We start from the raw sequence: 21,215 nt of genomic DNA, 5'->3' as shown, positions 1-21,215 counted from the left end.
CGCCCTGACCGTTATTTTTCTTTAGGATAATCAACCCCTGCTTTGTCCATCAGATCATAGCCATACTGTATCAGCATGCCGATCACCGGCAGCGCCTCCTTTCCTTTGTCAGTGAGCCGGTACTCTACCTTTGGGGGCGCCACTGGGAAAACAGTCCGTTCAATCATGCCCAGCGTTTCCAGCTCCCTCAGCTGAGTGGTCAGCATCTTATGCGTGATATATGGAATTTCATTCTTCAACTCCCCATAACGCAGCACTTTCTCCCGCAACCTCCACAGTATCGGTATCTTCCAGGTACCACCAATATGATGGAGCGCAAATTCCACCGGGTTATAAAAAACTTTGTTATCAACAATAAATTCGGGCATGTATGAATTTTTTAACAGCTATACTCACCTAAAAGTAAGTATCACACTTAAAAGTATAACAGCGATTATTACCAGCGCCCGGGACAACTTTGCGTAAAAATTTTTTTATGCAGACATACAACAGGCAGGTCAATGCAAATGTACAGGCTTATCTGGAAAGTGTAAATACCCACCACTCTTCCACACCGGCAACACTGGAGGCTTTCCGGCAGGCAACGCTGGATGCGATGCCGGTATGGAGCGGGGAAAAAACACCACTCTATCAGGTTTTACAACAACAGGTCAACACTCACGTGAGCGTTGCTGTTTACAGGCCCGGACCGGGCATACTGCCGGCAGTGCTCTATTTCCATGGCGGTGGGTGGGTACGTGGCAGCGTAGCCACACATGATTGGTTGTGCCGTAACCTGGCCGCACAATCCGGCGCTATCGTCGTTTCAGTGGAATACCGGCTGTCCCCCGAACATGTATTTCCCGCTGCGCTGGATGACGGCTACGACGCGTTATTATGGCTGATGGACAATGCCACCTCACTGGACATCGACGCGCAGCGTATAGCCATTGGCGGTGACAGCTCCGGTGGCAATATCGCTATCGCCACCCTGCTGCGTGCCAGGGACGCAGGTATTGGCCTTTCAGCACAACTGCTTGTCTACCCTCCTGTGGAAGCCCGCTTTGATACCGGCTCGTATAACACGTATGCAGAAGGTTATCACCTCACCCGTCAAACAATGCAGCAGTGCTGGCAGGCGTATACGGGCCAGGAAGAGAATGCACTGCATCCGCTGGCCGCTGTGGTCCATAATGATTTCAGGGGACTGCCACCGGCGCTGATCATCGCAGCGGAATGTGACCCGCTGCGCGATGACGGCCGGCAACTGGCCGGTCGATACCGGGAAGATGGTGTTGCTGTCCGTTATTCACTGTATCCGGGCACGATACATCCTTTCTTCCTCATGCCGGCATTGTTGCCGGAGGCGCGGGAAGCGCAACAGGAAGCAGCGCTCTTCTTACGGGACATGCTACAATAAATACCTGCGGCGGGACTACCTGTTCCGTCGCTTTTTTATTCCGGCCGGCGCAACACAAAATAAGCCGCTTCTTTCTGGTCACGCACAATATTATGCGGCGCCCTGCTAAAGCCGGCTTTTATCAACACTTTCTGTGAACCGATATTCTCCAGGTGTGTCAGTGCTACCACATCCCTGACGGAAGTATGCGTAAAACAATATTCCACCAGCGCCCTGCTTACCGCGGTGGCGATGCCTTTGCCCCAGTATGCTTTCGCCAGGGTATAGCCAATCTCCAACTGGCCAGGCACTTCTACAAAAGGCCGTGCCAGGCAGGTGCCGATAAAATCGTTGGTCATCGCGTCCCAGATGCCCCAGCGGCTGAACAAGCCTTTGCTGTAGTCTTCCAGCGCCGCGGCAAACAGTTGTTTGTAACGCTCCGGCGTAACGGCAGGCAGGTAACGTGTCACTTCCGGGTCTTGCAACAGGGTCAGGAACAGGTCCAGGTCTTCCGGTAAAAATTCGCGGACAATAATACTGTCGCTTTTGTACAGTGTATGCATGGTCATCGGGTGTTATTTGTTGGCAGTAGTATAGAACCGACCAATTACTGCTAAAGGTACAGCATACATCCCTAAAATCAAGAACCCGCTGGCCTGCAGCGGGTTCTTGGTCACTATAAATATTGATTTCCGGGCTTATTCTGTGACATAAAAAGATGCATGGTATTGCACCGTGCCCGTAGGCACTATTCCGTCAAACGCCAATACCTGGAAATACTCCGCCGGAGCTTCCGGATACCGCAGCCGTGCATCAGCCTTAAAACCAAACCGGCCGTAGTACGCTGGGTCTCCCAATACCACACAGCCTTTTGCCGGCAGCTGTTCCAATGCCGCCAACGCCGCTTTGATCAGTGCCGTGCCAATGCCGGTCCCCTGCCGTTCGGGCACAACAGACACCGGTCCCAGACCGAACCAGCCATTTTCCCCGGAAGATATTTCCACCGGAGAAATGGCGACGTGGCCGGTCAACGTACCATTTTCTTCCGCTACCAGCGACAACGTTAACTGTCCACTGGCGCGCAGCGCGTGGACGATCAACGGTTCAGTACCGCTGGAATGGGCCGCAGATAGGAATGCTGACCGGGTTACATGATCTATTTGCGGGATATCGGATATTTTTTCTTTTCTGATGATATATTGGTTTGTATTCATTGCCAGATAATAATTGTCCTGACGCCAGGTTGAGTCATGGCATAACAGGTGTGTATAAATGTTTTTCCTTAAAGCATTCGTATGTAAATTACCGGCGGAGAGCCGGTAACTACGCTATTACAATATCCAGCATCCAATAAAGGTAAGAAATTTATTCCCGTTATTTTGCTACGCTGGCAGTAGAATTATTCGGTAAATTTGAAATATGATCTACCGCCTCCTGTTTATACTCCTGTTCCTGCCAACGCCACCCGGTAAAAAAGTGATTTCCGGCCGTCTCATGGCCGATAAGTCTTGGGATTATGACCACACCTTTTCTCAGGTCGTCGTGAAAAGTAAAGGAAAGATTATTGGCAGGAGCAACATTACCGCACAAGGGACATTTACCTATACTTTCCCGGACGGTATACCTAAACAGGTGGATATTCACTATACAGGGCTCGGTATGGGCACTGATATGTACCTTCAGCATGTTGAACTGACTGACACCCCGGACACCATGCAGCTCACCATTCCTGTTCCGGCACCCACAGGGACAGACAGCACCGGTAAAACTATTTGTCCTAAATGCAAAAAGGCAGATGAGACCAGGCAATTGGTTTATGGCGACGGACAGCTCGTTACGAAAATCAGAAAATGGGGAAGGGTCACCTATAGCCCGATTGTGAAAAACAAATATTACATGGGGACTTGTATACGGCCGGCACAGGGCCCGAAATGGCACTGCAACAGGGACGATATCTTTTTCTAAGCCGGTACCTGCAATACAAATATCACCGACACAGGGGCTTGCGTATCCGGATGTAGCGGTTCCACCAGTTGTTTCAGCGTCAGGCCCGCGTCTGTAAACAGCCGTATCCAGTCTTCCATCGTTCTGAAATACCACTGGTAGGGCTGTACGAACTCCCGTTTCATGCCATTCCAGCTGCCCTCCTTCCATCCCGAAACATAAGGTTCCTGCCGGGCAATCACCAGCGGGTGCAGTGTTTGGATGAACACCAGTCCACTGTCTGTCACCACACGATGGATGTTTTGCAACAATGCTTCCGTATCCGCCTGGTCCAGCAGCGCAAAATTAATGACCGCCGCATCGAACTTTTTGTGTACTGTATAAACGCCGGTGGCGATGTCGTGGAAGCTGGCCACGGCGTAGCTGCCGCCGCCTTTCTCCCTTGCGTTGTCTATCAGCGCCGCCACGGTGTCTACGCCGGCGGCTTGCAGGCCCTTGTGCTGCAGCGCGCGGGTGAGCCACCCTTCACCGCAGCCGATGTCCAGCACAGAAGTCAGCGGGTAACCTGTCACCGTGCGGACAATCGCCTCGTTGGTGACGAGCATCCTTGATTCTATTTCACCATGATCGATGGTAGCGATCCATTGGTCTGCATTGGCATGCCAGGAAGCGATAATAGGATTGGCCTGACTCATATTGGGTAGATTTAGCATCCTCAAGTTAACCTTTTTTCAAAACTGGACCACCCCTATTTGTGGAATCTGGACCACCTGTATCATCCGGCAGGCCGGTACCTTTGGGTCGCAATTATGCAATCAACACAATCCGAACATCATGGAAAAGGCAGTTTTTTATCACGCAGGTTGTCCTGTATGCATTAGCGCAGAACAAGATATTTTAAACCTGATTCCGAAAGAGCAGGTGGAAGTTGTCCACCTGGGCACGGACAAGGCAGGAATCGGGAAAGCAGCGGCAGCAGGTGTAAAATCCGTTCCGGCGCTGGTGTTGGCTAACGGGAACGTGCTACACATTAACTTTGGGGCGTCTATCGACGATCTGAAGTAATAAAAACTCCTGATGGTCCCGGCGCCATCAGGAGTATTTCCCAACATAAAAACTGCTTTAGCCGCCATGAATATTTACGATCTGATTATTACGGACAAAGAAACCACCCGGCTGGAAGATGTGTTCCTACATGAAGAAAAACGGAAAGCCATCGGACAGCTGATCAAAGAACATTATTACGTGGAAGAACTACAGCAGTTCGGTCTGCCGGTCAATAATAAAATACTGCTGCACGGCGCTTCCGGCTGCGGCAAAACCACCACGGCCAAGGCAATCGCCCATGCCCTGGGGAAACCGCTGTTCATCCTCAATCTCAGCAATATCATCTGCGCCCGCATCGGTGAAACCTCGCAGAATATTAAAGCAGTGTTTGACAAGGCCGCACGCGAAAAAGCGGTATTATTTTTAGATGAGTTTGACCAGATCGGCAAAGCCCGCGGGAACGACGACCGCGACGTAGGGGAAATGAGACGCCTCGTCAATACGCTCATCCAGCTGATCGACTACTTCCCGGAAAAAGCGCTGCTGCTCTGCGCTACCAACCATGTGGATATAATTGACAAAGCGCTGATCAGAAGGTTTCAGCTCAACATCCCGTTTGAGATGCCTTCCCCTGCAGAATTAAACACCTATTATGACTCGCTGTTGTCCCGCTTTCCGGAGCACATGCGGCATATACAACGGAAAACAGGCATCTCCTTCGCCGAAGCCAGGGATGAGGTTTTCACCCAGGTAAAAGCCGCACTGATCGCACACCTGGAGGCAACAGCTCCAAAAGTGGACGTATGAACGACGAAATAATAAACAATCTCCAAAAAATAAACAGCAGGATACAACAGGCCTGTATCAACAGTCAGCGGGGCACCGGCAGCGTTAAACTGCTGCTGGCCACCAAAACCGTTCCCGCAGAACGGATCAAAACCGCCCTGCTCACCGGGCATACGTTGATGGCAGAAAACAAGGTACAGGAGCTGAAAGAAAAATACGAGGCCTTAAAAACCTTCCCCCATGAAAATCATTTCATCGGACATCTGCAAACCAACAAAATCAAAGATATCCTGAAATATGAGGTGACTTGTGTACAATCGATGGACCGCCTGGAACTGGCCGAAAAACTGCATCAGCGGCTGCTTTCAGAAAACAAACAGTTGGACGTGCTGATACAGGTAAACACTTCCGGCGAAGAAAGCAAATTCGGCATTTCTCCCGAAGGCGCGCTGCAACTGGTGGAACAGGTATCCCGCCTGAGTACCCTGCATATAAAAGGACTGATGACCATCGGGCTGTTAAGCGCGGAAACGGACAAAGTAAGGCAGTGTTTCCGCCTGCTGAAATCATTGCAGCAGCAGATCACTGCCGCCGCTATTCCCCGCGTAGCCATGGAGGAGCTTTCCATGGGTATGAGCGGTGATCTGGAAACGGCTATTGAAGAAGGTGCCACCATTGTTCGTGTAGGCACGGCCGTATTTGGCCAAAGACCCACCCCTGACGGTTACTACTGGAATGAGTCGATAGCGGTAAGATAATACATGACTGATAACTCAAACACTAAATCATAAGAAATGGTACAAATTGTCAAAGCAGGGATGGAGCATCTCGATGAATTCGCGGAATTATTCAACAATTACCGCATCTTTTACCGCCAGCCATCCGACCTTGAAAAGGGGAAAAATTTCTTACGGGAAAGGATCGCCAATGGGGAATCAGACACTTTCCTGGCCCTGGTAGATGGCAAAGCTGTAGGGTTTGCCCAGCTCTACTCCCTCTTTCACTACAAAAAACTCGAGCGCCAGTGGCTGTTGAGCGATCTCTTTGTTGACCCCAATTACAGAGGCCGCGGTCTTTCCGTGATGATCATCGACCGCTGCAAAGCCTTCTGTGATGAAACCAATGCCTGCGGCCTGCTGTTGGAAACAGAGAAAACCAACGTTATCGGCAATCAGCTGTACCCCAGAACAGGATTTGAAGTGGACAATGAACACAATTATTACAACTGGTGGAAAGCCTAGTTTGATGAAAATACCGGGGTAATGCTTTTACCCCGGTATTAATTTTCTTTTTAGCAGGCACGCGTGCAAAGCAACATGCTGTGCACAGGGTCGCAGGGATTTTCCGTCAACGGATCAGAAATCCTGCGGCCGGCCACATCACCGGTTTGCGGCGTGCTCAATCGCGCAACAATTTTTTTGCTTAAAACGAGCTTTTGCAAATGCATTTTCTTTTTCATGGCTTTTCTATTTGAGGCGTTAGAGAAACAATTGTTCCATCAAAGTACACCTTAATTCTTCGCCACCGTATCCCGTAAAAAAGGGATTTTTCCGCTGACCGGGATACTGTTAACTTTGGGGCTCATCCTATCTTTCATACATGCAGGAAAAGCTGAGGCAACATATAGAAAAAATAGTCCCCCTTACTGACGAAGAGTTTGCATTTGTGCATTCCCATTTCACCGTTAAAAGCCTCAAAAAAAAGGAATTCCTGTTCCAGACGGGTGAAAGTGTCCGGTATTCCTATTTTGTTGTTTCAGGGCTCTTGACCCTGATTTACCACGATGATTCAGGGAAACAACACATTGTGTCCTTTGCGATGGAAGACTGGTGGGAAAGCGACTATGAGGCTTATTTTAAGCAAACAAAAGCCGGCATGTCGCTCCAATGCCTGGAAGACACGGAAGTATACTGCCTTACCCTGGAAAACTACCAAAAACTCTGCGCCGGTCTGCAAAAGATGGAACACTTTTTCCTGCAGAAAGCCAACGGCGGCCATATTGGTTCACAGCGGCGCATCTTGTCTTTCCTGACCTCCAACGCCAAACAACGCTATGAGCAGCTGCTACAGCGGTATCCGGCACTGCTGCAAAGAGTGCCTAAAACCCTGCTGGCCTCTTACCTGGGCGTGTCCCGCGAAACACTCAGCAGACTGGGACATACTTCTTAACCATATTTTCAGCCGTTTCAAAATAGTGAGGTTTGTCACACGAAAAGAATGCTATCCTGCCCACCTTTGCAGGGCATATTTTTTTTAAAATCAAACTATTACAATGGAGAAACGAATCATTAATCCGTGGAAATGGCAGGATGAACGCGGTTATGCGCAGGCTGTTGAAGTGAAGCAGGTAACCAGTACACTTTATTGCGCCGGCCAGGCGGCCGTGCTGCCCGATGGCACGTCATCCACCGCAGACATGCAAACACAGCTGCATATTGCCCTTCAAAACCTCGAACAGGTGATCCACCAGGCTGGATACACCTGCAGCGGCATCGTACGCCTCACTGTTTACACCACCTCTTCTGAAACGTTTGTGAATACCTGCTTTGATGATTACAAGGATTGGGTAGCCAAACACGGGATACAGACTGCGCTGACGCTAACGGAAGTGAAAGCGCTCTTTGAGACGTTGAGCATAGAGTTTGAAGCCACCGTGGTCAGGTAGGAATAATATCACCAGGTAAATTTAGTCAGGCTGACAGTCCCGCTCATATTGAGGTTGTTCAGCGAACAAAAATCAGCGCTCAGCTCTTTCAGCTTCCGCAGGCCATAGATTTTCAATACGGTCATGGGCCTGTTTTTGTATACGCTCAATTCCTCCAGGTCCTTTAATGGCGTGGCATTCAGCTCTTCCAGCAGGTTGTTGTCCAGCCGTAGTTTTTTTATGGCATTGGAGCCTTTAAAGCGGAAGGCGGTCATCATGTTGTCGTTCAACTGGCACTCTTCCAGCAACGGGTGCCCGCCTACGTCCACCACGTTCAGCGTGTTGTTGTGCAGTTGAAGCTCTTTCAGTTTGGGCAGGCCGCCCAGGTCTATGACCGAGAGCTTGTTGTACGGCGCATAGAGCGTTACCAGGTTCGTGCAGCCTTTCACGTTAAGGCTTTGCAGCTGGTTGTTCCAGCCATAGACCACCCGTAATTTGGTCATCCCGGATAAATCAGCGTCCCTGATCTCGTTGTCATAAAAACCGAATTCCTCCAGGTTAGCGAAACTTTTGATGCCATACAGGTTGTTTATATGGAACTTGTTGACATACAGTTTCGTGACCTTGAGGGCTTCTGATAACTGGATTTCGCCGTCATCGTTCAGGTCCACCCCTTGTTCGATGAGTGCTTTTTTGAAATTCTCGTCGCGCATTTTGACGTTTTGGGCCGAGGCCGCCTGGACCGTCAACAACAGGCATATAGTGAGATGGATGAAGCTTTTTTTCATGATATTGTTTTACTAATTGGAGATTACCGCCGACATTTTGCCGTCGCTGGTTACGTCTACGATACCGGACACTTCCTGTTCTACCGCATATTTGTGGGTGTACCAGGTGTAGGTAGGTACGGAATATAATATTTCTCCGTAGCCATTCAGTGCCGTTTCCCTGCCGGTTTGCACTTTGTAATCATAACTCTTCTCATAGTCTATCCAGGTTACGATATAGTACTTGCCTGGCTTCAGGTCCCTGAACTCGAAATGCCCGTTTTCATCTATCACCCTTCCTTCGATGTGATAGCTGAACACGGTATTGCTCATGGTAGCCACCTTTTTACCCTTACGGTACTTTTTCTGTAGTTCGAGGAATTCGGTCAGGTAAGGGGTCACCGGGTATAACTGGATACGGTCGCCCTGCCAGGGGTAATAGGTCCGTCCTTTCTTTTTCAGTTTGGCCAGTCCCAGGATCGTGGACTTGCCATCTTCCATCTGGCTGGCCACTTCCGCCTCATTAAATGCAGCGGTGGGGTAAATGTATTCAGGTGCTTTTTGAGCAGACACGCCGGAAACGCCGGCCACCAGGAGACCCGCCACTATCAAGGCCTGCCGGATACAACAATGCATAACTTCTCTATTTGAATTGATCAATAACCGGTGACGTGTTCAGAAAAATATTACCGGATGATGTCAATTACAAAACTGAGCACAGTTGCGGGCTGTACCAATACCTATAAGATGTGTATTTTTTATACCGGAAAACCAGTATGCTTTCTCCGGTCACAGTTCATCGATCACATCTTTATACCCTCGCCCTATCGGAATGGAAACCCCATGCATGACGATCTCTTCTGCGGTATAAGATTCAATTTTGTTGACAGACACAATAAAAGAGCGGTGTACCCGCTTGAAAGTGCGCGCCGGCAATAGCTCTTCTATCTCACTGGTGCCCATTTTGGAAATATATTCCTGTTTGGTGGTCACAATACGGATGTATTCCCGTTGGCTTTCTACATACAATATTTCTGAAAACGGTATACGCACCCTGCGTTTTTGCACAGTGACGAAAATAAAATCCCGCTCTTCGCCGGAAGATTTCTTTTGCTCTGCCCTTACTTTATTCACGGCAGTCAGGAACCGTTCAAACTCAAAAGGTTTCAGCAGGTAGTCTGTCACGTTGAGGTTAAAACCCTCCACTGCATACTGGTGATAGGCCGTGGTAACGATCACCGCCGGCGGGTCTGCGAGCGTCTTCAGAAAGGCCATGCCTTTCAGCCTGGGCAGGTGAATATCCAGGAACATCAGGTCCGTGTGCTGCTGCAACAGGAAGTCCGATGCCAGCAGCGCGTCTTTAAACACTTTTTGCAGTTCCAGGAAAGGCACCTGCGAGATATAGTCAGTGAGCACTTTCGCTGCCAGCGGCTCGTCTTCTATGACAATACATTTGATTTTAGACATGGCTTGAAAGATTGATTTTCAACGTGGCGGTGAATATATAGTCGCCCCTTTGTATATCGAGGTGATAATCCGTGTAGAGCAATTCCAGCTGCCGCCGGAGGTTAGAAAGGCCGATCTGTGTATTGCAGCTGCCATCGCCTGCCGGCTCTCCTGTGGAGTTTTTTACCACAAAAAACAATTGCCTGTTTTTGATGGAGAGATGGATATCTACAAAAGGGCGCTCTCTTGTTTCAGATGCTCCGTGTTTAAACGCATTTTCCACCAGCGGAATGAGCAGTAACGGAGGCAATGCCTGCTTCATATCTTCCAGGTCGTGGTTAAAATTCACCCGGAGGGAATCATCATAACGCAACTTCTCCAACGCGATATAATCATCAATAATCTTCAGGTCTTTTTCAACAGCGATATACGGCTCTCCGGTTTCGTATAGCATATACCGTAGCATCTTCGACAACCGGAGAATGGATTCCGGCGCCAGGTCCGATTTATCGCGCGCCAGCGAATAGATATTATTCAGCGTATTGAACAAAAAATGAGGATTGGTCTGCGATTTCAGGTAATTCAGCTCCGCCTGCTGGCTCACAATACGCAGCTGTTGCGCATGTTGTTTTAGTTTGATGTAGTTGTAAAGATGCCTGATGATGGCAAAGAACGCCACTGCCGCCACGCTGTAGCCCACCAGTGCGCCCAACCTGTCCTGTATGGGAATAGGATTGCCCAGGGGTGTAAATATATGCAGGGTGACGCCGAACGCGCGCCACAGGAACAGCCCGATGGAATAGGCGAAAAGATAGGACAACAACACCAAGAAACCGTATCCCGCGCGTTTCCAGCTTAGTTTTGGCAAGGCATGTTCCAGCAACCGGTAATTGATCACAGATATATAAAGGGCCAGCCACGTTTCGTTCACCGCCCGCAGCGGGAAGTTGCCGGCGCCTTCTACCAGGTCCTGCAATAGGTTCAACAGCCAGAAAGCAGGGAGCAGCCAGCGGTACAGCTCATAGCGCCGTATGTCTGAAAATCTTTTCATCTTGTTGTTAAGCAGGATAAATGTCGATAATTATTTCCCTATCTCCTAATTACTCACCCTACTTGACGCAACCCCGTCGTTTGTTTACCGTAACCTGCTGTTCGTTGACAGCACGCCATGGCAACGGCGCCCGCTTCCTAATTTTATATCGCCGGCAACCCAATACCAAACAATTACCCTTCAACCTTAACAAACATGAACAAGTTTATCCAATTCGGCGAAAAAGTAGATGGTTATGATATTCCCGTGTTAAATGAGCGGGAGATCAGGGCCGCAGCAGGTATTCTCTTCCTCGCCACTTATACCTCCCTGATGTTTATTCTTTTTGACGGTAGCTTTGTGATGCTCAAATACGTCATCTCCCTTTTCCTGCTTGATCTGCTGATACGGGTGTTTATCAGTCCGCGGTTTGCTCCTACCCTGATTTTAGGGCGATTGATTGTCCGCAACCAGGTACCTGAATATGTAGGCGCGCCACAGAAGCGGTTTGCCTGGAGCATCGGCATCGTACTGTCGGCCACCATGTTTTATCTTTTCCTGATTGTCAATGCCTACAGCCCTATCACCGCCCTGGTATGCTTTATTTGCCTTTGTTTCCTCTTTTTTGAGGCAGCCTTTGGCATCTGCCTGGGATGCCTTGCCTATCCGCTTTTCTTTAAGAAAGCCGTGCAGCATTGTCCCGGTGAAGTATGTGGACCACAGCACCGGCAGGCCATCCAGAAAGTATCTGCCGGTCAGCTGGCCATGCTGGCATTGTTCATCGCGTTGCCGGTACTGGCATCGTTTTTCGTGCACCGGCATTTCAGCAAAGCGCCGCATGCCATGTTCAAATTCTCCGAAACGACTAAAACAAAGTAGTCATGGCATCTTATCCCCTGCCCTGCGAAAGCCGGCTGGAAGACTATTTCGCTGTTTACCGCCGTCATACTATCGGTCTTCAGCAGGTTTTTCATTCCCCTTTTGGCAAAAAAAGAATCGTCTATGCCGACTGGACCGCCAGCGGGCGTGCCTATGGGCCTATCGAAGATATGCTGCGGCAACAGGTACTGCCCTTTACAGGCAATACCCATACCCATACCACTATCACCGGCACGTACATGTCTGAAGCGTATGAAGCAGCGAAAAATATCATCAAAACACATGTCAACGCCACGGAAGAAGATATCCTGCTTTTCTGCGGCAGCGGCATGACCGGCGCTGTCAACAAGTTACAACGGATACTGGGCCTGCGGGTGCCCGGCCGCGCTGCAGACTACCTGCACTGCGCACTACGGCATGAAACACAACGGCCGGTTGTATTTGTCACCCATATGGAGCACCACAGCAATCAGGTGAGCTGGCTGGAAACTGTCGCCACCGTGGAAATCATCGGGCACGATACAGATGGCAACGTGGACCTGCAATATTTCAGCGCGCTGTTGGAGCGGTACAAAGACCGTCCTGTTAAGATCGCTGCTGTCACCGCCGCGTCCAATGTGACCGGCATCCTGACGCCTTATCACGACATCGCGAAACTGGCACACCGCTACGGCGGCTGGTGTTTCGTGGACTTCGCGTGCGCAGCGCCTTACTGTGATATCAACCTGCATCCCGAAGATGCCGGCGCCAGCCTGGACGCGGTCTATTTTTCCCCACACAAATTCCTGGGCGGGCCAGGGACGCCAGGCATATTGATTTTTAACAAAAAACTTTACCATAACGCTGTCCCAGATCATCCCGGCGGCGGCACCGTAGACTATACGAACCCATGGCACGGTCACGACTATACTGCCGATATCGCGCAACGGGAAGACGGCGGCACACCGCCTTTTCTGCAGGGCATCAAAGCGGCGATGTGCATCCGGCTGAAAGAAAACATGCAGGTGCGTTACATCCGGCAGCGGGAAGCAGCGCTGCTGGACATTATTCTCCCACGGCTGGCACGGATACCGCAGTTGCAGGTGTTGGAGCCACGGGCCGTACACCGGCTGGGGATCGTCTCCTTTATTGTGACGGGGGTACATTACAACCTGATCGTACGGCTGCTCAATGACCGGTTCGGCATCCAGCTGCGCGGCGGATGTTCCTGCGCAGGTGCCTATGGCCATATGCTGCTTCAGGTAGACAGGGAGCGGTCTCACGCCATCCGGCAGTCCATCCTTTCCGGGGACCTCTCCCATAAACCCGGCTGGGTGAGGCTGTCCGTTCACCCTACCATGACCGATCAGGAGGTACATTATATACTGGACGCCATTGAAACCACCATTTTCCATGTAAAGGAATGGAGCAGCGACTATCACTACGATGCTTCCTCCAATGAATATCATTTTAAAGGAATAGTTGAAAAATCGCCACAGCAACAGGTATTGGGCTGGTTTAACACAGGGAGCTGATTACCCTTTTTTCCTTTGGCCCTCCGACAGGCAACCGCAGCCTATAGCTGCTGACAGCCGGAAGGCAGCTCCGTTTATAAATAATCTCTCGTTTGTTGATTTTAAAGCTTATCTTTACCAAATTACAAGGCTCCTGCCTGCAGCTTCTTCTGACTTAGTCTGGATCACATCTTTTCTTCCTCAGTCTTCGCTTTTCCAGCCGCCATATTCCTCATATTTTAAATTTACGCTCATGAACATTTTTGTTGGCAATTTAAGCAGCCAGACAACTGAACAACACTTAACCGCCCAGTTTTCCCCATTTGGCATTGTACGCAATTGCAAAATAGTTACAGACAATTATACCGGCCGTTCCAGAGGCTTCGCTTTTGTGGAAATGCCCGTTGATGCTGAGGCAGAACGTGCTATCAGAGATCTGAACGGCACCGCTATCGACTCACAGTCTATTGTTGTTAATGAAGCCAGGCCAAGAGTAGAGCGGGAACGCTTTTCAAGGTCCAGGTATTAATCCTCAGCCACATTTCTTTTCAAATAAATTTTCGCCCCCAGATTAGACACAATAATCTGGGGGATAACTACGCGATCATGCGATTAACTTAAATCAGCAACTATGGGTGATTCTTTTTCAAAAAAAGAAAACAGAAACAAAAAAAATAAAGCAAAGCAAGACAAAGCACAAAAAATGCAGGACCGGAAAACGAACAATAACAAAGGTAAGAGCCTGGAAGACATGCTCGCCTATGTAGATGAGAATGGCAATCTCAGTTCGTTTCCCCCGAAAGAAACCAGAAAAGTCCCGATAGACTCAAATGATATCCTCATAGGCGCTACGCCCCGGCCTCCGGAAGATCCCATCAGAACGGGTGTCATTAATTTTTTCAATACCACCAAAGGATTTGGGTTTATTACGGATGATAAGTCCAGGGAAAGTATATTCTTTCATGTTAACGATGTAGCTGAACCTGTAAAAGAGAGAGACAAAGTGTCTTTTGTACGGGAGAGAAACGCAAAGGGCTATAATGCCACCGCGGTTAAAAAAGCCGGTCCCGAACCTAAAAATTCTTTCTGACCCATCAGTTTCCACTAAAATATACTGAGCTTAGCAAAGGCCAGCTGACAACAATATGCTGATTAGCATTCATGTTGTCAACTGGCCTCTGTATTTTAACAAGCTTTGGTATTTTTAGCAAGCTTTGGGCTGATGACTCAGCCTGATAACTTTTAAAAAAGACAACAGGCGGATAACATAGTACACCGGGTCTACCTCAAACCAGCGCCGACCGAAATTCACAGAAGACGGATGCTTATGGTGGTTATTGTGGTAAGATTCACCCAACATTAACACATCCACGAACAACAGGTTCATGGCGGTGTTTCGTAGCTTGAAATTGATATAACCATATTTGTGCGCAAACCAGTTCACTATCGCTCCGTGGAAGGCGCCCATCGTTACTATAATTGGTAAAAGCAGGTACTGGTACGGATTTGTGGCAAATACGATAAAAAACAGCACATAAGCCGCTACCCAGAGCAGCCGGGAAAGGGCGCTGTTGGCAAACCGGTCAAACCAGCCCCACTCCGGGAGGTTTCTTGTGTACCGCGGCTCGACTTCCATTTTACCATGAAGCACCTGTTGATATACCGTTCTGGTATCCCACATCATCGAAAATATATTTGACGAGTAGGAAGGTGAATGCGGATCCAGCTCTGTATCTGTGTGCGCGTGATGCAATCTGTGCATAACCCCGTAAGCCCTGGGGCTCATATAGGACGATCCTTGCGTGATATAGGTAAATATAAAGAAAAACCGTTCCCAGCCTTTATTCATGGTAAATGCGCCATGAGCGGCATATCGGTGCTGAAAAAAAGTCTGGGAGAATAAAGAAAGATACCAGCTGGCAGCAAAAAAAATAATGATGACCATATTTGAAATTTTTTGAAGCGGGAATAAATCTCAAATATGCCTGTAGAATAAATGAAAGTATAAAACGCTATCCGGTGAGTAAGATGGTAAATATAGCCCTTTAGTTGTTAAGAAAACGGTAAATAGCTATCTTCAATCAAACAAGGTATTTATTTTCGTACAGCAAAGATTAGCAATATGAAACTATTGACATTGGTATTAGGGCTATGTATGGCCAGTCTGACAGGATTTTCGCAAGTTGCCGGCGCTATCAACGGACAGTGGCTTAACCCGGAAAAAGACGGTAAAGTGGAAATCTATGAGTCTTCCGGAAAATATTATGGTAAACTGATATGGATGAAAGAGCCATATGAGGCCGATGGAAAAACACCCCGGAAAGACTCCAAAAACAAAGATGCCAAACTGCGGGAACGGCCGGTCATGAACATGGTGATACTGACCAATTTCAAATTTGAAAAAGGGAAATGGGTAGATGGTGAAGTGTACGATCCCAAAAGCGGCAAGACGTACAGCAGCATTATGACGCTGAAAGGCGATAAGCTGGAGCTCAGAGGTTACATTGGCACGCCGCTGTTAGGCAGGACGGCCATATTCACCAGGCCCTGACATACGAAATTATCATTATCTGCCCCCGTCTTATTCAACCGGGGCAGATAAATACCAGGTCCATTGTTATCTCCCCGTTTTGCAATTATTAACCTACTCTGTGCCCATTTTAACCCATTTATAGATCGTCCGCATTTGTTGTTTATTTTTAACGCGCTTAAAATCATCACGACGTGTTTTCAAAAGAAACTTATATCAACAGAAGGGCCAGGCTGCAGGCTGATATGGGCAGCGGTATTATTTTATTGCCCGGCAACGACGACAGCGGCATGAACTACCGGGACAATATCTATCCTTTCCGGCAGGACAGCACCATCCTGTATTTCACCGGCCTTGACAGGCCGGGGCTCACCTTTGTGCTGGACATCGATCATAACCGGGAGATATTATTTGGCAACGAAGCCACAGTGGAAGAGATCATGTGGACCGGCCCAGTGGACTCACTGGCAGCAGACGCCGCCCGGGCGGGACTGACAGACATAAGGCCACTATCGCAGCTGGGGGATTTTCTGGCGCAGGCCGTACAACAACAACGCCCGGTCCATTTTCTGCCACCCTACCGGCCGGAACACACCCTGAAGCTCTCCGCCTGGCTGGGCATTCCTGCGGCAACGGTAGCACAGCGTGTATCCGTTCCGTTGATAAAAGCAGTCATCAGCCAGCGTGCCATTAAAACAGCTGAAGAGATAGCACAGATAGAGACCGCCGTGAACACCACCATAGACATGCAGCTGAAAGCCATGGAACTGGCCGCTGCGGGGGTGACAGAAACAGAGATCGCCGGCCGCCTGCAGGCCGTGGCCATCGCTGCCGGCGGTAATATATCCTTTCCCGTTATATTGACGGCCAATGGCCAGTTCCTGCACAACCACCCGCACAAAACAGCTTTCCGTGACGGTCAGCTGGTGCTCTGCGACTGTGGCGCAGAAAACGCGATGCGGTATGCCGGCGACCTTACCCGTACCCATCCTGTCAATAAAAAATTCAGCACGGCGCAACGGGAAGTCTACGATATCGTATACAACGCCTATAAAGCTGCCGCCGATGCCGTAAGACCAGGCATCCGGTTTAAAGATGTTCACCTGCTGGCCTGCGAACAGCTGGCAGCCGGGCTGATCTCCCTCGGCCTCATGAAAGGCAATGCCAAAGAAGCCGTAGCAGCGGGCGCACATGCCCTCTTCTTCCCCTGTGGCCTCGGACATATGCTGGGACTGGACATTCATGATATGGAAGGTTTGGGCGAGGAATACGTTGGTTATACAGATACCCTGAAGAAAAGCACGGAGTTCGGATTAAAGTCGCTCCGCCTCGGCCGTGAGCTGGAAGAAGGTTTTGTTTTCACGATAGAACCCGGCATCTACTTCAATCCCCTGCTCAACGCCGCCTGGGAAGCCGAAGACAAACACCGCGATTTTATCTGCTACGATAAACTGGCCGCCTACAATGATTTTGGCGGCGTGCGGCTGGAAGACAATTTCCTGATAACAGCCACCGGCAGCCGCATTCTTGGCCGTCCGTTCGCTAAAACAGCTACTGAAATCGAAGAATTGATCGCTTCTTTATAAAGATCCCAGGGCTGAAGCCCTAGACCGCAGGCTACGTTTAAATACACGCTTATACATGAAAAACACTTTGTGGCTGCTGCCGCTTTTAGTATTGTTCGCCTGCAACACAGGCAAAGAAAAGGATACCGCCAGACAGCAACTTGACCGGCTCGCACAGCAATACGTGCGCCTGGGGCTGAACATCGGTCAGTATGACCCGGATTTTGTAGACGCCTACTACGGGCCGGATTCGCTGAAACCCGCCGCTAAAAAGGACGTCTTTCCGAAAGACAGTTTCCTCGCTGAAGTAGCGACACTCCAAAAAGCATTGCATGACATTGCCGGCACCACCAGCAACGATACGCTGCGAGTGCGTGCCAACTGGATCACCCAACAGCTCACCGCTTTCGGACGCCGTATCCGGATATTCTCCGGTGAACACGAAGCGTTTGATGAGGAATCCAAAGAATTGTTCGGGGCCGTGGCGCCTGTGTACCCGGAAGAACACTACCGTGCCCTCATCGCAGAACTGGACAGCCTGCTGCCCGGCAAAGGCCCTGTAGCACCACGCTTTCAGCAACTGGCCAACCACTTCGTTATCCCGGCGGACAGGCTGGACACCGTTTTTAAAACAGCTATCGCCGAAGCGCGCAAACGTACTTTGCAGCATTATGATCTTCCTTCCACGGAGAGCTTCACGCTGGAATATGTCAGCGGCAAACCCTGGATGGGTTACAACTGGTACAAGGGAAAATACCAGAGCCTCATCCAGGTGAGCGCAGACCTCCGGATTTTTATTGAAAAAGCGATAGACCTCGGCTGCCACGAAGGTTATCCCGGTCACCATGTGTACAATATGCTGCTGGAAAAAAACCTGTACCATGATAAAGGATGGACGGAAATTTCGCTGTACCCGCTTTTCAGCCCACAGTCGCTGATTGCAGAAGGCAGCGCCAACTACGGCATTGAACTGGCTTTCCCCGGTGAGGAGAAAACCACCTACACGAAGAATGTGCTGCTGCCGCTGGCAGGTCTCGACACCACCGGCATCACCACTTATTTCAAGGCACTGGACATCAAAGGCCGCCTCAATTACGCACGCAATGAAGTGGCCAGGGGCATGCTCAATGGCACCATGAATGATTCCACCGCCGTGCAGTGGTTGCTGAATTATACCCTGCTCAACCAGGAAGCGGCGGAAAAAGGATTACAGTTCATCCGCAAAAACCGCAGTTATGTGATCAACTACAATTATGGACAGGAGCTGATCAAAAACTATATCGATGCGAAAAGCCCCGCCGGACAACCGGAGAAAAGATGGGAAGCTTTCGGTTATCTGCTGAGCAACCAGATCACCCCGGCTGACCTGATCAAAGCAGGAGCTGCTAAATAATATTATTCAGATATCATAAAAAAAGTCCCTTGCAGCGACCGTCTGCAAGGGACTTTTTTATGATTGCGCAAAGATGGTCCTTAAAATAAAATTATGTCGCAATCAGCCCGCTAAATTGTCTTATGCTGCCTCCCTCCAAATGCAATCTTCTTAGCATCTTTGTTGTGTTGATATCAAACAGCAAAAATGGAGCAGCCACCATTCAAAAAAACGGGCGGGACCGAAAAGCCAGATGAGTAGGATACAAAAAAATATCTTATGTCAGACAATACTGTTTCACTACACAGAGTCCTTAAGACAACTCCTGAGAAAGTATACCGCGCTTTCACTCAACCACTGGCCCTTGCAGCCTGGCTGCCTCCCTACGGTTTTCTCTGCACTGTCCATGAAATGGACGTGAAAGTAGGTGGCAAACACAGGGCGTCATTCCATAACTTCTCTACCGGCAATGGTCACTCTTTTGGAGGAACATACCTGGAGCTGAAGCCTGGTGAGCTGATAAAATATTCGGATAAATTTGAAGATCCCAATTTGCCGGGAGAAATGACCACCACCGTCTCCCTCCGGAAAACGATAGCCGGCACAGAAATAAAAATTACCCAGGAAGGAATTCCTGCCGTCATTCCTGTAGAGATGTGTTACCTTGGCTGGCAGGAGTCACTGGAGAAACTGGCGAAATTAGTAGAGCCGGAGATACCGGACGCATGATTTTCATAAAAGTATTGACAACACCAAAGCCGCATCAATCCTGTGATTTATGTGGCTTTCGTTATGTAGCTTACGCCCGCTTCCTGTATACCCGCATGGCAAACGCATAAGCCACAAGCATAATACCGAGGCACCACGCCAGCGCCAGCCAGATTTCCCCACCCACAGGCTGCCCGGACAACAATGCGCGGATGGCTTCCACCATTGGCGTCAATGGCTGGTTCTCCGCAAATGCACGGACGCCTGCCGGCATCGTTTTAGTGGGCACAAATGCAGAACTGACCAGCGGCAGAAAGTGAATAGGATAAGCAATGGCACTCGCACCATCCACCGATTTCGCGGACAAACCCGCTATCGCCGCCACCCAGGTCAATGCCAGCGTGAACATAGCAAGGATACCGCCCACCGCCAGCCATGACAGCACGCCCGCGGGAGAACGAAAACCCATCAGCAACGCGACCAGCACGATGACCGTCACAGAAATAACGTTAGACACCAGTGACGTCAGCACATGCCCCCACAACGCTGCAGAGCGCGCAATCGGCATGGAGTTGAAACGTTCAAATATGCCGCGTTGCACATCGGTAAACAACCGGAAAGACACATAGCCGATACTGTTAGCCACGGCGATCAGCAGTATGCCCGGCAACAAATAATTCACATAGTTGTCAGTGCCCGTTTGAATGGCACCGCCCAGTACATACACAAACAGCAGCATCATGGCGATAGGCATGATTGTTACCGTGATGATGGTATCCATGCTGCGAAAAACATGACGCAGGGAACGTCCGAGCATCACGCTCATGTCCGAGAGATAGTAGTTTTTTACGGCTTCCATTATATTTCAGTTTTTTGGCCAATAATTGACAGAAAGATTTCTTCCAGCGTGGGCTGTTTTTCAATGTATTCCACTTTCGCCGGCGGGAACAGCTTTTTCAGTTCTCCCAGCGTACCGTTCACAATGATCCTGCCTTTGTGCAGAATGGCGATCCTGTCGGCCAGCTGTTCAGCTTCTTCCAGGTACTGCGTGGTGAGGAATACGGTAGTGCCGCTGCCAGCCAGTTCTTCGATGATCTTCCATACCTCTATGCGGCCTTCAGGGTCCAGGCCGGTGGTGGGCTCATCGAGGAATATCACGGAGGAATTGCCCACCAGGCTCATAGCGATATCCAGCCGGCGGCGCATACCACCGGAATAGGCTGACGCCCGGCGATGGGCCGCATCGGAGAGGCCGAAGCGTTGCAGCAGGTCGTCCACGATCAGGTCGGGATGCGGAAGATGCCGCAGCCGGGCCATCATCATCAGGTTTTCCCGTCCTGTCAATATCTCGTCCACTGCAGCGAACTGGCCGGTCAGACTGATAGACTGCCGCACGTGGCCGGGCTGTGATACTACATCAAACCCGTTGACGATAACCTGGCCGCTGTCGTGCTGAAGCAGCGTGGCCAATATCCGGACGATCGTCGTTTTGCCGGCACCGTTAGTGCCCAGCAGTGCGAAAATACTCCCCTTCTTCACCTCGAAATCCACGCCCGTGAGTACCGGAAGGTCTTTGTACGATTTTTTTAATCCCTTTACAGAGATAGCGATTCCATTTTGAGACAT

At 49.8% G+C, this 21,215-nt stretch carries 28 protein-coding genes; 16 read left to right on the top strand and 12 right to left on the bottom strand.

The genetic code is table 11. From position 1 onward, the window contains the following. Positions 1–11 precede the first annotated feature (11 nt). A complete protein-coding gene (locus ACTJJS_RS10375; RefSeq protein ID WP_440663624.1) occupies positions 12–368 on the bottom strand; it encodes a winged helix-turn-helix transcriptional regulator in 357 nt (118 codons plus the stop codon). A gap of 107 nt (positions 369–475) precedes the next feature. On the opposite strand from ACTJJS_RS10375, the gene ACTJJS_RS10370 reads away from it, so the two are divergent. Then, positions 476–1,399 (top strand): alpha/beta hydrolase, encoded by a 924-nt coding sequence (locus ACTJJS_RS10370; RefSeq protein WP_440663622.1) that lies wholly within the window; start codon positions 476–478, stop codon positions 1,397–1,399. 35 nt (positions 1,400–1,434) lie between these two features. On the opposite strand, the gene ACTJJS_RS10365 is transcribed toward ACTJJS_RS10370, so the two are convergent. Beyond that, complete coding sequence (locus tag ACTJJS_RS10365; RefSeq protein ID WP_440663621.1) at positions 1,435–1,947, bottom strand: GNAT family N-acetyltransferase; 513 nt, start codon at positions 1,945–1,947, stop codon at positions 1,435–1,437. Positions 1,948–2,076: 129 nt separating this feature from the next. Continuing rightward, positions 2,077–2,592, bottom strand: coding sequence for a GNAT family N-acetyltransferase (locus tag ACTJJS_RS10360; RefSeq protein ID WP_440663620.1), 516 nt, complete (start codon positions 2,590–2,592; stop codon positions 2,077–2,079). A 205-nt stretch (positions 2,593–2,797) separates the two neighbouring features. On the opposite strand from ACTJJS_RS10360, the gene ACTJJS_RS10355 reads away from it, so the two are divergent. Continuing rightward, positions 2,798–3,343 carry a hypothetical protein gene (locus ACTJJS_RS10355; protein WP_440663619.1) on the top strand — a complete coding sequence of 182 codons (546 nt, stop codon included), beginning with the start codon at positions 2,798–2,800 and terminating at the stop codon, positions 3,341–3,343. Here ACTJJS_RS10355 and ACTJJS_RS10350 read toward each other — a convergent pair. After that, entirely contained in the window at positions 3,340–4,017 is a 678-nt protein-coding gene (locus ACTJJS_RS10350; protein WP_440663618.1) for a class I SAM-dependent methyltransferase, read from the bottom strand. The genes ACTJJS_RS10355 and ACTJJS_RS10350 overlap by 4 nt on opposite strands. Before the next feature lie 139 nt (positions 4,018–4,156). Between ACTJJS_RS10350 and ACTJJS_RS10345 the strand changes: the two genes are divergently transcribed. From ACTJJS_RS10345 to ACTJJS_RS10330, 4 genes are all read left to right on the top strand, one after another. Beyond that, on the top strand, positions 4,157–4,387 hold the full coding sequence (locus ACTJJS_RS10345; protein ID WP_168872856.1) for a thioredoxin family protein: 231 nt from the start codon (positions 4,157–4,159) through the stop codon (positions 4,385–4,387). Positions 4,388–4,453: 66 nt separating this feature from the next. After that, a complete protein-coding gene (locus ACTJJS_RS10340) occupies positions 4,454–5,176 on the top strand; it encodes an AAA family ATPase (protein ID WP_440663617.1) in 723 nt (240 codons plus the stop codon). Beyond that, positions 5,173–5,913, top strand: a complete 741-nt coding sequence (locus tag ACTJJS_RS10335) for a YggS family pyridoxal phosphate-dependent enzyme (protein WP_440663615.1) — start codon at positions 5,173–5,175, stop codon at positions 5,911–5,913. Before ACTJJS_RS10340 ends, ACTJJS_RS10335 begins: the two co-directional genes overlap by 4 nt. 36 nt (positions 5,914–5,949) lie before the next feature. Further along, positions 5,950–6,396, top strand: a complete 447-nt coding sequence (locus tag ACTJJS_RS10330) for a GNAT family N-acetyltransferase (protein WP_168872853.1) — start codon at positions 5,950–5,952, stop codon at positions 6,394–6,396. A gap of 50 nt (positions 6,397–6,446) precedes the next feature. Here the strand turns inward: ACTJJS_RS10330 and ACTJJS_RS10325 are convergent, their stop codons facing one another. Next, complete coding sequence (locus ACTJJS_RS10325) at positions 6,447–6,614, bottom strand: class I lanthipeptide (protein ID WP_168872852.1); 168 nt, start codon at positions 6,612–6,614, stop codon at positions 6,447–6,449. 140 nt (positions 6,615–6,754) lie between these two features. On the opposite strand from ACTJJS_RS10325, the gene ACTJJS_RS10320 reads away from it, so the two are divergent. Together ACTJJS_RS10320 and ACTJJS_RS10315 are read left to right on the top strand one after the other, a co-directional pair. Beyond that, positions 6,755–7,324, top strand: coding sequence for a Crp/Fnr family transcriptional regulator (locus ACTJJS_RS10320; RefSeq protein WP_440663614.1), 570 nt, complete (start codon positions 6,755–6,757; stop codon positions 7,322–7,324). Positions 7,325–7,427: 103 nt separating this feature from the next. Next, positions 7,428–7,820, top strand: a complete 393-nt coding sequence (locus ACTJJS_RS10315; RefSeq protein WP_440663613.1) for a RidA family protein — start codon at positions 7,428–7,430, stop codon at positions 7,818–7,820. 8 nt (positions 7,821–7,828) lie between these two features. Here ACTJJS_RS10315 and ACTJJS_RS10310 read toward each other — a convergent pair whose 3' ends face one another. The 4 genes from ACTJJS_RS10310 to ACTJJS_RS10295 all read right to left on the bottom strand — a co-directional run bounded on the left by ACTJJS_RS10310 (position 7,829) and on the right by ACTJJS_RS10295 (position 11,063). Next, positions 7,829–8,587, bottom strand: coding sequence for a leucine-rich repeat domain-containing protein (locus ACTJJS_RS10310; protein ID WP_440663612.1), 759 nt, complete (start codon positions 8,585–8,587; stop codon positions 7,829–7,831). A gap of 12 nt (positions 8,588–8,599) precedes the next feature. Next, positions 8,600–9,202, bottom strand: coding sequence for a hypothetical protein (locus ACTJJS_RS10305; RefSeq protein WP_440663611.1), 603 nt, complete (start codon positions 9,200–9,202; stop codon positions 8,600–8,602). Between the two features lie 153 nt (positions 9,203–9,355). Continuing rightward, a complete protein-coding gene (locus ACTJJS_RS10300) occupies positions 9,356–10,033 on the bottom strand; it encodes a LytR/AlgR family response regulator transcription factor (RefSeq protein ID WP_440663610.1) in 678 nt (225 codons plus the stop codon). Continuing rightward, positions 10,026–11,063, bottom strand: a complete 1,038-nt coding sequence (locus tag ACTJJS_RS10295) for a sensor histidine kinase (protein ID WP_440663609.1) — start codon at positions 11,061–11,063, stop codon at positions 10,026–10,028. Before ACTJJS_RS10295 ends, ACTJJS_RS10300 begins: the two co-directional genes overlap by 8 nt. A 195-nt stretch (positions 11,064–11,258) precedes the next feature. On the opposite strand from ACTJJS_RS10295, the gene ACTJJS_RS10290 reads away from it, so the two are divergent. From ACTJJS_RS10290 to ACTJJS_RS10275, 4 genes are all read left to right on the top strand, one after another. Beyond that, positions 11,259–11,921 (top strand): DUF4395 domain-containing protein, encoded by a 663-nt coding sequence (locus tag ACTJJS_RS10290; RefSeq protein ID WP_440663608.1) that lies wholly within the window; start codon positions 11,259–11,261, stop codon positions 11,919–11,921. Positions 11,922–11,923: 2 nt separating this feature from the next. Continuing rightward, positions 11,924–13,435: an aminotransferase class V-fold PLP-dependent enzyme gene (locus ACTJJS_RS10285; RefSeq protein ID WP_440663607.1), complete on the top strand. Its 1,512-nt coding sequence runs from the start codon at positions 11,924–11,926 to the stop codon at positions 13,433–13,435. Positions 13,436–13,667: 232 nt separating this feature from the next. Continuing rightward, complete coding sequence (locus ACTJJS_RS10280) at positions 13,668–13,943, top strand: RNA recognition motif domain-containing protein (protein WP_168872844.1); 276 nt, start codon at positions 13,668–13,670, stop codon at positions 13,941–13,943. Between the two features lie 174 nt (positions 13,944–14,117). Then, on the top strand, positions 14,118–14,504 hold the full coding sequence (locus tag ACTJJS_RS10275; RefSeq protein WP_440663606.1) for a cold-shock protein: 387 nt from the start codon (positions 14,118–14,120) through the stop codon (positions 14,502–14,504). A 114-nt stretch (positions 14,505–14,618) separates the two neighbouring features. Here ACTJJS_RS10275 and ACTJJS_RS10270 read toward each other — a convergent pair whose 3' ends face one another. Further along, positions 14,619–15,359, bottom strand: coding sequence for an acyl-CoA desaturase (locus tag ACTJJS_RS10270; RefSeq protein WP_168872842.1), 741 nt, complete (start codon positions 15,357–15,359; stop codon positions 14,619–14,621). Between the two features lie 177 nt (positions 15,360–15,536). Between ACTJJS_RS10270 and ACTJJS_RS10265 the strand changes: the two genes are divergently transcribed. From ACTJJS_RS10265 to ACTJJS_RS10250, 4 genes are all read left to right on the top strand, one after another. Continuing rightward, complete coding sequence (locus tag ACTJJS_RS10265; RefSeq protein ID WP_440663604.1) at positions 15,537–15,965, top strand: DUF2147 domain-containing protein; 429 nt, start codon at positions 15,537–15,539, stop codon at positions 15,963–15,965. Positions 15,966–16,138: 173 nt separating this feature from the next. After that, positions 16,139–17,530 carry an aminopeptidase P family protein gene (locus ACTJJS_RS10260; RefSeq protein ID WP_440663603.1) on the top strand — a complete coding sequence of 464 codons (1,392 nt, stop codon included), beginning with the start codon at positions 16,139–16,141 and terminating at the stop codon, positions 17,528–17,530. A gap of 55 nt (positions 17,531–17,585) precedes the next feature. After that, entirely contained in the window at positions 17,586–18,902 is a 1,317-nt protein-coding gene (locus ACTJJS_RS10255; RefSeq protein ID WP_440663602.1) for a hypothetical protein, read from the top strand. A 258-nt stretch (positions 18,903–19,160) separates the two neighbouring features. After that, positions 19,161–19,610, top strand: coding sequence for an SRPBCC family protein (locus ACTJJS_RS10250; RefSeq protein ID WP_168872838.1), 450 nt, complete (start codon positions 19,161–19,163; stop codon positions 19,608–19,610). 70 nt (positions 19,611–19,680) lie between these two features. Here the strand turns inward: ACTJJS_RS10250 and ACTJJS_RS10245 are convergent, their stop codons facing one another. Then, positions 19,681–20,448 carry an ABC transporter permease gene (locus tag ACTJJS_RS10245; protein WP_440663601.1) on the bottom strand — a complete coding sequence of 256 codons (768 nt, stop codon included), beginning with the start codon at positions 20,446–20,448 and terminating at the stop codon, positions 19,681–19,683. Continuing rightward, entirely contained in the window at positions 20,448–21,215 is a 768-nt protein-coding gene (locus ACTJJS_RS10240) for an ABC transporter ATP-binding protein (protein ID WP_168872836.1), read from the bottom strand. The genes ACTJJS_RS10245 and ACTJJS_RS10240 overlap by 1 nt, the downstream gene beginning before the upstream one ends.

Origin of the sequence: Chitinophaga sp. 22308, from assembly GCF_052045305.1 — a bacterium.
GTDB lineage: Bacteria > Bacteroidota > Bacteroidia > Chitinophagales > Chitinophagaceae > Chitinophaga > Chitinophaga varians_A.
This window is presented reverse-complemented; position numbering and strand designations above follow the sequence as displayed.